Source organism: Sebaldella sp. S0638 (genome assembly GCF_024158605.1).
Classification (GTDB): domain Bacteria; phylum Fusobacteriota; class Fusobacteriia; order Fusobacteriales; family Leptotrichiaceae; genus Sebaldella.
In genome coordinates this window covers 81,211-93,720 of record NZ_JAMZGM010000006.1, presented here as the reverse complement: position 1 = coordinate 93,720, position 12,510 = coordinate 81,211, and the positions used below count along the sequence as shown (strand labels likewise).

The following is a 12,510-nucleotide window of genomic DNA, read 5'->3' as shown; positions in this document are numbered from 1 at the left end:
TCATTTCGGACACCTGCCTTCTCTCAATTAGTTTACACAATCAAGATTTTTGTGTCCACTTTTTCATACTAACACCAAAATCAACCTGAGATTCTTTATTATACAAAACAGCTGAATTAGCACCATGAGTGATTATTGACAGTGATTTCGACTCCCCGTCTATTGTATTATCAAGTGTTGATCCTGCTTTTTGAATACCGCTGACTGTTCTTACAGCTACACCATTATATATTCCATGTGAATACTCTCCGTATGTTTCTATATTTCCACCCAGATGGGCTATACCGGCTATATTATATAAAGCTAATGTACCATCTACCGACTTACTTGCCGTACCGATATTTATATCTGGTTTTATATATAAAATAGGAACATCTACATAAGAAGAGTTAATTATTACACCTGCATTATAGAAGACTACATTGTTTGATCCTGTATCCACATCAATTGATTTAACTATAGAATTATCCATATAAACTTCCACTAATGCCGGGTTAGTAAATTTTTTATCCGGCATATAATATCCGTTTTCTGATCCATCATTTAGAAACATAACGCTGTTTTTAGCATAATCACCAAATTTTACATCATAATCCCTAAAAATACTCCTTGATGTTGTACTCAGACGATATGGAAATATGTACATACCGACTGAATTTTCTACATAATTCGGATCATTACCGCTTATATTTCCTCCATAACTGTTTTTTTCCATTCCAACAGTTACTTTAAATATTGAATCCTCAGCTTTTATCCCACGACCAGTGTAATATACCCCTATACTTTTATCGCCATGCATATTTGCAGGACTTTCAAGCAGAATTTTTTGATTTGAATTGTCAATACCATAATTATTCAAACCTGCATTTTTCAATCTTAGTCCATAGCTGCCCGAACCATACATATCAATACTGCCTCTGTTATATGCTGTCTGATATTTTCCTAAAACTACACCGGACATATAAAATGCCATTGAATTCGGAGCTCTAAACTCCATTTTTCCATCATTTCCAATAATATATCTTTCACCTTTAGTTCCCGGAGCTGCCAAACCCTGAAATGCAAGACCAATTTGATTTTTACTGCTTGAATCTGTATACTCTCCTATGATCGTACCATCATTTACAAGTAAATAATCAGTCCGGTTTCCGTTTTGATTATCTTTAGTATCTAATGCTCCTGCTATAGCATAATTTCCGAACATATGAATAGTCCCGCTGTTTCTAAATATAGAAAACGGCACATTTGCCGCAGAATCCGGATATGCCATTGAGCCGCCATAAGCATAGTCAGTATCAGCATTTAGTGCTGCACGGTTTGGACTTAATGCCTGCTGTAACATCAATGTACTGTACTGCTCCATGTAAACTGAAGAAGTCAGATTTATAGTTACATCTTTTCCTATTCTTATATTAGGTGATGATGTAGAAACTATTATCGGTGATCCAAAACTTGCTATAGAACCGGAATCTGATGTTGGTAACACAGCCGGCTGATTTAATGATGCATTAGCTATTCCTGTAGGATCTATAGTTCCTACAGCATTACTGAAACTACCGGTAGTATTGGAAACTGTTGTGGATGCCTTACTTGTATTAAATGTGAAAGTACCGCTTTCCAGATTATAATTTTGAATTCTCAGACCTTGTCTATAAAAAGTGTCATCCTTCAGCCCAAAACTACTGCTCAAAGCTCCAGGAGTGTATAAAGCTGTAGGCTGAGCAATCGTCACATCCGGAAATTCCGGTATAACAAACTCAGGTACTGTTACATTATTACTATAGCTTACCTCAGGGACAGACGCCATTTTTTTATTTACATTTACCTCAGGTGATCCCACAGATACGCCGCTTATATTTATATCACTATTATTTATTACCACATTCGGCATGCTTATACTTACGTCTATTGTGCCGGAAGTAGAAGGAGTCGGTAGTTTATTTACATCCTTTTCTCCTTTTCTGTCCTTTACATTATAGAAACCTGAAAAAAATATCTGCCATTCCAGATATTCGGGCTTTACAATATAGTCACTTTGTAAATACAAATCTTTTAGTTCTTTATTTCTTTGGTTTAATACTTTTTCCAGTACTTTGTAATTCTTATTATTCGATGTATTCTTATCAAGATTTTTCGTCATTCTTTTGTACATGTTTTCATATTTATTAAATTCATTACTGCTCCCTGCTGCTGCTGTGGCACCAACTAATGAATTTAATGCTAAAAACATTAACAACTTTTTATTTTTAAACATCTCTTTTTACTCCTTCTTTATTTGCAATTACAAATTAACCTCAGAAAATTTGTCTTATAATTTATTGTATTCCTATTTTTCGTTAATATCAATACCCTTAACAATTAATTAATATGTTAATTTTATATATAAATTTTCATTTTATTATACTAAATATCAGGAAAAAACTATTATATAAAAAGATAAATAATTATCCCTTTTTTATTTTCAGTACAAAATAGATTTATTTTTAATTTTTTTCTTTATTTATGTTTCTTATTTATATTTCAAATAATTTTTATTCTGAATTTTCAGCTGGTTATTCTACTTGAAAACAAATTAAAATTTATAGAAAAATTAAAAATAAATTAGAATACATATTCTAAAAAATACTTCTATACTAAGTTTGCTTACTATTTGAAAAAATGCCCGATAATTTTATGAATAAATTTTTTACAGAAAATTTAGAATTTCCAGAATCATTTAATTGTAATAAGAAGTGATGATTTATAAAGATAAAATACGATTATAAGTATCTATTTTAATATATTATCTTTTCTCCGCATTATATTCTCCAAGATAAATATTTTTATTATTTGAACATAGTCATTCTACCCCGAAAACATTATTGTTTTAGTTCCTTTATTCTTTATATTTGGAATATTGCATAATATTCAAGATTATCTCTCTATAAAAAAATAAGACCTGGATTCTAAGTTCCAAGTCTTATTATGTATTTTAATGTTTCAATTTTCAGACAAAGTCCGTCCGTTTATATTTCTAGCCAAGATTTTGATCACCACATACTCAGATGCTGTCTTTTTTTATCCAAATCCTTACTTTCAGTTTCCTGAAAACAAAACTAGATTCTACAAATCTTTTTATACTAAGTAAAATCTTACCCTGTAGAAAAATCTGTCTCAATTAATTTACCACTGTATCTTTTTATTCTGAAACTTAAATTTCCAATAAATATTTGTCTACTGCCTTAGCTGCTTCCCGTCCTTCTTTTATAGCCCATACTACTAATGACTGCCCGCGTCTCACATCACCCGCTGCAAAATATTTATCTATATTCGTTTTGAAGTCTGTATCAAAAGCTTGTACATTTCCACGCTGATCCAGCTGTAATCCGAGATTCTTTATCAGCCCCTCATGTACAGGATGTGTAAACCCGATTGCCAAAAAAACTATATCCGCTTCTATGATAAATTCACTGCCCTCTATCTCTCTAAAGCCAAGTCTTCCGTTTTCATCAGTAAAACTTTCGGCCTTTGCTGCTTTCAGCCCTATTACGTTGCCATTCCCGTCATCTATAAATTCCTTGGTCAATATATTCCACTCTCTCGGATCATTACCGTATTTATATTCTGCATCTTTATGAGAAGTAGAAATCTTTAATACAAGAGGATACTGCGGCCATGGATTAGTCTCATCCCTGCTCACGGGCGGCTTATCCATTATTTCTATCTGTGTTATCTTTTCGGCCCCTTGTCTTACAGAAGTCCCCACACAGTCTGCTCCTGTATCTCCGCCTCCGATTACCAGTACTTTTTTCCCAGCAGCATTGATTATTTCTTTTTCTATATTTATTCCCTGATTTTTTCTGTTCTGCTGTGTAAGAAAATCCATAGCATAATATATTCCTTTTAAATCCCGTCCTTTTATCCCGAGATCTCTCGGATTTTTCGAACCGCATGCCAGAACTACCGCATCAAATTTACTGTTTAGTTCTTCTATACTTATATCTTTTCCTGCTTCTACATTATATCTGAACACAACACCTTCATCTTCCAGCTGTTTTATTCTTCTTTCCACAATCCATTTTTCAAGCTTAAAATCCGGTATCCCGAATCTCAAAAGTCCTCCGCCGCACTCATCTTTTTCGAAAACAGTTACTTCATGTCCCATACGCACGAGATTCTGTGCCGCAGAAAGTCCTGCGGGTCCGCTTCCTATTACTGCCGTTTTCTTCCCGGTTGCAAAGTCTGCTTTTTTAGGCTTTATCCACCCGTTTTCAAAACCTTTTTCTACTATAGCAAGTTCTATATTTTTTATTGTTACAGGATCATCATTAATTCCAAGTGTACAGCTTCCCTCACAAGGAGCAGGACACACACTTCCTGTAAATTCAGGAAAATTATTTGTAGAATGCAGGACTTCCAATGCTCTTTCCCATTCATTAGTATAAACCAGATCCTGCCATTCAGGACATATATTATCCACAGGACACGCCATATGACAGAAGGGTATTCCACAGTCCATACATCTCGCTGCCTGTGATTTTACATACTCATCCTTCATATGTATATTTATATCTCTAAAATCCTGTGTTCTTTCACCTAAATCCCTTAATTTTTTCTCTTCTCTTTTTGTTTCCAAAAATCCGCCGCTTTTACCCATTAGCTTATCACCTCTTTCAGGAACAATTCATTATACTTTGGTGATACAACCACTTTAAAATTATTTTTCAAATTATCCCAGTCTGATAAAATTTCTCTTGCAATTTCACTTTGTGTATATTTAAAATGATTTTCCACATATTTTTTTATTTCTGCTTCATATACAGGCTCCGGCTTATATATTTCTACCATTTCTTTATTCAGTCTTTTTTCCAGTTTATTCTGTACATCATAAACATACGCGATCCCGCCGCTCATTCCGGCTCCGAAATTCTTTCCTACTCTTCCGAGTATTACTGCTCTTCCTCCTGTCATATATTCACAGCCGTGATCCCCGACACCTTCTGTTACAGATACAGCACCCGAGTTTCTTACACAGAATCTCTCGCCTGCCACACCGTTAAGGTACAGTTCTCCTTTTATTGCACCGTATAATACTGCATTTCCTCCGATTATATTATTAGTGCTGTCATAAGCAGCATCTTTAGGCTTTCTTACTATTAATTTTGCGCCGAAAAGTCCTTTTCCTATATAGTCATTAGACTCGCCTTCCAGATCGATAGTGATACCGCTCATTCCGAATACTCCGAAACTCTGTCCCGCATAACCTTTCAGATTAATTTTTATTGTATCTTCCGGAAGCCCTTCTTCACCATACTTTTTGGCTATTATTCCGCTGAGCATTGCTCCGAGACTTCTGTCTGCATTTGTAATTGTATCGTGAATTTCTGTTTTTTCTCCGGCTTCTATTGATTTTTCCGCTTCTGATATCAGTTTCAGATCTTTTATTTTGTCCATTCCAAAATCCTGCTTTTCTGTACAGATATTAGGTGAATGGTCATCAGCATTTTTATATAATATCTTTGAAAGCTCTACTTTTCTTGATTTCCAGTTTTCATTCTCATAATCTGCCTCAAGAAAATCTGTTCTTCCTATTAGTTCTTCCAGCTTTCTTACTCCAAGTTCAGCCATTATTTCCCTGATTTCCTCTGATAAAAATCTGAAATATGTTATTACATTTTTATATTTTCCTACAAATTTTGCACGAAGCTCTTCTGATTGTGTGGCAATTCCCACAGGACACATATTCGTGTGACACTTCCTCATCATAATACAGCCCAGCACCACAAGAGGCATTGTCGCAAAACCAAATTCTTCAGCTCCCAATAAAGCACCGAATATGACATCTCTTCCTGTTTTCAGCTTTCCGTCCACCTGAAGAACCACTCTGTTTCTAAGCTTATGTTCTTTTAATACCTGATTTGCCTCAGCAAGACCAAGTTCCCACGGAAGTCCTGCGTGTTTTATTGACGACAGCGGCGACGCTCCTGTTCCTCCGTCATGCCCGGAAATCAGTATCATTTCCGAATGAGCCTTTGCTACTCCCGAAGCTACTACGCCTACACCTGCTTCAGACACCAATTTTACACTTATTCTTGCTTTGGGATTTACATTTTTCAAATCAAATATCAGCTGTGCCAAATCTTCTATTGAGTATATATCATGATGCGGCGGCGGTGATATTAGACCTATTCCCGGCGTTGTATGTCTTGTTTTCCCTATTTCTTTATCTACTTTATGTCCCGGCAGCTGACCGCCTTCTCCGGGCTTTGCACCCTGTGCCATTTTTATCTGAAGTTCATCTGCATTTATCAGATATGATGTAGTCACTCCGAATCTTCCAGAAGCAATCTGCTTTGTAGCACTTCTTCTGTTGTCTTTAAATCTTTCAGAAAGCTCTCCGCCCTCGCCGGAATTCGATCTTCCGCCTATTTCATTAAGTGCCATTGCCAGTGCTTCATGAGCTTCTTTTGATATGGAACCATAAGACATAGCTCCAGTTACGAATCTTTTCATTATAGCTTCCACAGGCTCCACTTCATCCAAAGATATCGGAGTCTGTTTTTTCAGTTTGAACAGACCTCTTATTGTAAGAAGTTTTTTACTCTGATCATTTATAATTCCGGAAAACTCCTTATATGCTTTATAATCATTTCTGCTTGTAGCCTCTTGTATTTTAGCTATTGCTTCAGGAGTAAGAATGTGCTTTACCCCGTCTTTTCTCCATTGATATTCTCCGTCATTTTCCAGTACCTCTGTATGTTTTTTTATAGCATTCAAAGCTTCTGTATGGCGAAGTCTTGTTTCTTTTTCCAGTGCTTCTATGTCCAGTCCTTCTATTCTGGAAACTGTTCCTTTGAAATATTTATCTATAAGCTTTTGCGAAAGTCCCAGTGCTTCGAATATCTGAGCTCCTCTGTAACTCTGCACCGATGAAATACCCATTTTTGCCATTGTTTTTAACAGAGCTTTTTCCAGTGCCTTTATCATATTTTTTACATATTCCTGCTTATCAGACTGCAAATACAGTTTTTTAGCAAGCATGTAATCTATTGAATCAAATGCAAGATAAGGATTTATCAATAAAGCCCCGTATCCCACAAGAAGTGCAAAATGCATTATTTCTCTTGCTTCACCTGTTTCTATAATAATGTCTATTCCGCTTCTCTTCTTTTTTTCTATCAGATAATGATGCAAACCAGCCGTTGCCATAAGAGAAGGTATTGGTATATTGTCTTTTCCGGCTTTTTTATCAGAAAGAATAATCACTTTTTTTCCGTTATCTATATCTTTTTCTGCTGATATAAATATCTCGTCCAGTTTGCCTTCCAGTGTTTCACTTTCTTTATCAAATATTATATCTTTTATTACTAATGTATCAATACATTCATTTTTTATAAAATCCAGAGTTTTATTATCAATGACAGGTGATTCAAATGCCATTGTCCTGCTGTTTTCCTCTGTATTAAAAAGCAGATTACCCTTAGTTCCCAGTTCACTTCTAAGTGACATTACGAACTTTTCCCTGATGGAATCTATCGGCGGATTAGTTACCTGTGCGAATAACTGTTTAAAATAATTAAATAAAAGTCTCGGTTTTTCTGAAAATACCGCAAGTGCAGCATCATTGCCCATTGATCCCAAAGGCTCGTTACCGCTTGAAGCCATCTCTGATATTATTATGCTCAGATCTTCACGTGTATAGCCAAAAATTCTCAGCTGTTCTTCAATCAAAGAAATTTCTTTGCTTTCCTCTGTATACTCAAATTTTTCCAGCTCTTTTTTCACATTCTTTTTATTTTGAAGTAATTCTGTATAATCAGTATTATTCAGAATTTTTTCCAGAGTTTCCTCTTTATCCAGAACCTTTCCTTCTGCCATATCTACCAGAAGGATTTCACCCGGACGTACTCTCCCGCTCTCTTTTATATTTGAAAATTCTGTGGGAAGAGTCCCCACTTCGGAACCTGCTATTATATAATTATCATTTGTTATAAGATATCTAAGCGGTCTTAATCCATTTCTGTCCAGTTTTGCCAGTATATATCTTCCGTCTGTCATTGCAAGTGCCGCCGGACCGTCCCACGGCTCCATAAGGCTTGAATAATAGTCATAAAAATTTTTAAGTTTTTCTGGTATTTCATTATCTTTTTCCCATGCTGCGGGAACCAGTATTGAAACAGCTTCTACAAGCGTTTTTCCGGAAAAAAGTAAAAATTCCAGTGCTGCATCCAAATTAGCGGAATCACTTGATAAATGGTCATTTACAGGAAAAAGATCTTTTATTTCAGGATAAGCTTCCGAACTCAAAGCCGGTTCTCTTGATACCATCCAGTTTACATTTCCCTTTACTGTATTTATCTCTCCGTTATGTGCCAAAAAACGAAAAGGATGTGCCAGTTCCCATTTAGGAAACGTATTTGTACTGAATCTCTGATGTACCAGACAAAACTGACTTTTCATCTTATCCGACTGAAGATCCAGATAAAATTTCTCTATCTGGTCAGGTTTTATCAATCCTTTATATATAATAGTCTTTGATGATAATTTTGTAATATAAAATCCTCCAGTGTCTATTCCAAGAGTTTTTACCTTATTTTCAATTTTCTTTCTTATTATATATAATTTTTTTTCAAAATCCTCTTTTGATGAACCTGTTCTTTTTATAAAAAACTGTTCTATTTCAGGAAGAGTTCTTTGTGCTTCTACTCCCACCGCGTCTTTGTTTACAGGAACTTTTCTCCAGAAAAGCACACTTTCTCCTGTTTCTTCTGTTATTTTTTCTGCTGTCTCTTTTATCTTTGCCGCATAATCAGGATTTACCGGGAGAAATACATTTCCTGTTCCGTATTCTCCTTCTTCCGGAAGATTATCGCATACACTTCTGAAAAATGCATCAGGTATCTCAAAAAGCAGACCTGCTCCGTCTCCTGTTTCGGAATCATATCCCGAAGCTCCCCTGTGCTCTAATCCCATTAATATTTTTATTCCGTCTTTTATAGTCCTATTAGTTTTTACCCCATCTATATTAGCTATAAATCCCATCCCGCAGTTATCTTTTTCAAATTCTCTCTCAAACAATGATTTTTCCATAAAGCCTTTATTTTCCAAATCATAGCACCTCCAATTCTGTCACTTGTACTTTGACTAAACTTTTCATATTCTATATGCTGTTTGTATATAATAACATTTATATCTATATCTGACTAATTAACCTTATACTTTATTATTATAAATTTTATTTAATCAGACCAGCCGTAATTTTCTATAGTCAGGGTACTCGAAATTTATTTGTTCTTATATTCTACTATATTTTTCAGAAAATAAAAAATTTATTCTCTTTATGAAGCAGAAAAAAGAAATTTTTTTTAATTTTTGTCACTTTTATCAGTATTTATAGTACTTTTTTTTTAATGTCAAGTCTTTTCAATCATTTAAAAAATTTATGCTTGACTTGAAAGGCATAAATATAATATAATCATTTAGGGATTAAAAAAATGAAAGCGCTAGGACTAAAATTACCAGATATTTTAGTTGACGAGGAAAGAGAATTATCGAAATTATCAGCGGGTGTTCTCTGGGTTGTAACAACCCGAAAGATAATAACAAACCTTATAAGTAATTATACGAACAAAAATATCTTAGTTACTAATCTCTGAAATTTAAATTATTTGGAGGAATCATTTATGGAAACTATGGAAAACAAAATGAAGCTCTTCGGGGAAAATGCTTTTACTGACAAAAACCTGAAAAAAAGAGTTCCAAAAGATGTTTTTAAAGAATTTAAGCTTTCGCAGACCGGTGAAGTAGAACTTTCCCTTGAATCTGCCGAAGTTATTGCCAATGCTCTGAAAGACTGGGCGATAAAAAGAGGAGCAACACATTACAGCCACTGGTTTCAGCCTCTTACAGAGCTTACTGCGGAAAAACACGACTCTTTCCTTGATCCGTCAAGTGATGAAGAGATCATCTACAGATTTTCAGGAAAAAACCTCATAAAAGGCGAACCTGACGCATCTTCATTTCCTAACGGAGGACTGAGAAGTACCTTTGAAGCCAGAGGATATACAGTATGGGATACCAGTTCACCGCCTTTCATCAAAGAAAATAAAAACGGTGCCACTTTATATATACCCACTGCATTTATATCATATAACGGCGAGGCTCTTGATAAAAAAGTTCCGTTACTCAGATCCATGTCAGCTGTTAATAAACATGCATTAAGAATCTTAAGAGCACTTGGGAACACCACTGCCAAAAACGTTGTATGTACATTAGGTGTTGAGCAGGAATACTTTTTAATTAAAAGAGAGTTTTTTGAAAAAAGAGAAGATCTCCTCCTTACAGGAAGAACGCTTTTTGGTGCTTCTGCCCCGAAAGGACAGGAACTGAGCGATCATTACTTCGGTAAAATCAAAGAAAAAGTAATAAACTTTATGTGCGACCTTGATGCAGACCTTTGGAAAGTCGGTATTTCTTCAAAGACAAGACATAATGAAGTAGCGCCTAACCAGTTTGAGATAGCCTCTTTATTCAGTCTGGCCAATCAGGCTTCTGACCAGAATCAGGTTATTATGGAAACTATTGAAAAAGTCGCTTTAAGACATGATTTAGTTGCTCTCCTCCATGAAAAGCCGTTTGCCGGTGTAAATGGCTCAGGAAAGCATAATAACTGGTCACTTGCCACAGATGACGGCGAAAACCTTCTTGAACCGGGAGATAATCCCGAAAGAAATCTTCAGTTTTTATTATTTTTATCAGCTGTTATAGAAGCTGTTGACAGATATTATCCTCTGCTGAGAGTTACTACAGCAAGTGCTACCAATGATCACAGACTTGGAGGACATGAAGCACCGCCGGCTATTATTTCGATATTCCTTGGTGACCCGCTTACAAGTGCATTGGAATTCGTAGCATTGAATAAAGACAGCCTTCGTGAAGCCATACAAAATCTGGAAATGGGAATAGAAAGCCTTCCGAAGCTTCCGCTTGATTCGGGTGACAGAAACAGAACATCACCGTTTGCATTCACAGGAAATAAATTTGAATTCAGAATGCCCGGTTCCAGTTCTACACCTGCTACCACAGCTGCTTCGATAAATATAATAGTATCAAAAATACTGTCTGAATATGCAGATAAGCTGGAAAGCTCAGACGATATAGAAAAAACTGTTATCTCTACTATCACAGATGCTTATAAGAAACATAACAGAATTATATTCAACGGAGACGGCTACAGTGAGGAATGGCACAAAGAAGCTGAAAAAAGAGGACTGAGCAATATTCTCTCTGCAAGTGATTCACTTGCCACTTTCCTTGACGAAGATATTACTAAAATATGCGAAGAAATGAAAATACTAAGCAGAACAGAACTTGAGGCACGTTATAATGCATATGCCGAAAGATATGTCACACAGTTATCAATAGAATCAAAAACTCTTATAGAAATTGCAAATAAGGATATCATACCTGCAGCCATAAAGTATGCTACCCTTCTTGCTGATAACATAGACAAAACATCTAAAATTTACACAGGAATGACTACAGTACAGGAAAGTCTTCTAAAGACAGTGCTTGAAAATATTACTGTTATAAAAACAGGAATAACATGTCTTGAAAATAAGCTTACAGACCTTCATAAAATTGATTCTGTTTCTGAACAGCTTACATTTGCCCATGACGGATTCCTAAAAGGACTGAATGATCTGAGAGAGCCGTGTGATTCACTGGAAAAAATAATAGACAGAGATATCTGGCCAATGCCTACTTATAAAGATCTTTTATTTTTTCTGTAATAATGTTTAATAATATAAATCAAAATCTTTATCACTCTATATACAACAGACAAAAATGAGCCATAGGCTCATTTTTTATAATATAAATTTCACTAATATATTTTCTGATATTCTAATCTATCAAATTTTTATTTTAATTTTTTATAAATTTTCTTTTATACTCTTTAAGGTTTCCAACAAAGATAAAACATGCTCTTTCCATTCCTGAAAACTCTCACTATCTTCCCAAAGCTCGTATGTTTCATGTATTTCCCCTTTTGGCTCTAATATATCTGTAATCTGTTCTGTCAGATAATTTATATCACTCTCATCAAATGATACATCAGCTATTTCTGCTTCCACTTCTTCCTCATCATCATCCTCATACTCAAGTATTATTTTTCCTTTTTCATTATACTCTTCCAGAAGTTCTGCCAAAACCATTACTGTCTGGTCATAAAGAAAATCTTTTTCATCAGGATTTTCCGGAAGGAGTTCTGCTTCTATAAAATACTCAATCAGATCCCCTATTTTTATTTTGTCATTTTCTATGCTGTAATCAGTAAATTCATCCAAAACATCCAGACCTTCATCACTGTCCAATGCTCTTACTCCCCATGCTCCCATGATTATCTCCTTTCACTTGTAAAAATTTCAATATTTTTATATTATATAATATTATTTCCCGTATTTCAAAATTTATTATTTGCTCTAAAGTCTGCTATTTTTCTCAGGTAAAAACCTGATATCAGCATTGCAT

Annotated in this window: 6 protein-coding genes; 2 read left to right on the top strand and 4 right to left on the bottom strand. The window is 35.0% G+C overall.

Going from position 1 to position 12,510, the window contains the following annotated elements:
• Window positions 1–40: 40 nt before the first annotated feature.
• The 3 genes from NK213_RS03490 to gltB form a co-directional block, all read right to left on the bottom strand.
• Window positions 41–2,254, bottom strand: coding sequence for a hypothetical protein (locus NK213_RS03490; RefSeq protein ID WP_253346713.1), 2,214 nt, complete (start codon window positions 2,252–2,254; stop codon window positions 41–43).
• 936 nt (window positions 2,255–3,190) lie between these two features.
• On the bottom strand, window positions 3,191–4,636 hold the full coding sequence (locus NK213_RS03485) for a glutamate synthase subunit beta (RefSeq protein WP_253346711.1): 1,446 nt from the start codon (window positions 4,634–4,636) through the stop codon (window positions 3,191–3,193).
• Window positions 4,636–9,087 carry a glutamate synthase large subunit gene (gene gltB, locus NK213_RS03480; protein ID WP_253346709.1) on the bottom strand — a complete coding sequence of 1,484 codons (4,452 nt, stop codon included), beginning with the start codon at window positions 9,085–9,087 and terminating at the stop codon, window positions 4,636–4,638. Before gltB ends, NK213_RS03485 begins: the two co-directional genes overlap by 1 nt.
• Before the next feature lie 386 nt (window positions 9,088–9,473).
• Between gltB and NK213_RS03475 the strand changes: the two genes are divergently transcribed.
• The gene (locus tag NK213_RS03475; protein WP_253346707.1) at window positions 9,474–9,635 is read left to right on the top strand and encodes a hypothetical protein; all 162 of its coding nucleotides are present in this window, start codon (window positions 9,474–9,476) and stop codon (window positions 9,633–9,635) included.
• Between the two features lie 36 nt (window positions 9,636–9,671).
• Complete coding sequence (locus NK213_RS03470) at window positions 9,672–11,771, top strand: glutamine synthetase III (RefSeq protein ID WP_253346728.1); 2,100 nt, start codon at window positions 9,672–9,674, stop codon at window positions 11,769–11,771.
• 141 nt (window positions 11,772–11,912) lie between these two features.
• Here NK213_RS03470 and NK213_RS03465 read toward each other — a convergent pair whose 3' ends face one another.
• Entirely contained in the window at window positions 11,913–12,377 is a 465-nt protein-coding gene (locus tag NK213_RS03465; RefSeq protein WP_253346704.1) for a DUF4259 domain-containing protein, read from the bottom strand.
• Window positions 12,378–12,510: the final 133 nt, after the last annotated feature.

Bases quoted from the DNA above. Each gene is read 5' to 3' on its own strand.
- NK213_RS03485 (WP_253346711.1), bottom strand. From the start codon at position 4,636: ATGGGTAAAAGCGGCGGATTTTTGGAAACAAAAAGAGAAGAGAAAAAA.
- NK213_RS03470 (WP_253346728.1), top strand. From the start codon at position 9,672: ATGGAAAACAAAATGAAGCTCTTCGGGGAAAATGCTTTTACTGACAAA.
- NK213_RS03465 (WP_253346704.1), bottom strand. From the start codon at position 12,377: ATGGGAGCATGGGGAGTAAGAGCATTGGACAGTGATGAAGGTCTGGAT.
- NK213_RS03490 (WP_253346713.1), bottom strand. From the start codon at position 2,254: ATGTTTAAAAATAAAAAGTTGTTAATGTTTTTAGCATTAAATTCATTA.
- NK213_RS03475 (WP_253346707.1), top strand. From the start codon at position 9,474: ATGAAAGCGCTAGGACTAAAATTACCAGATATTTTAGTTGACGAGGAA.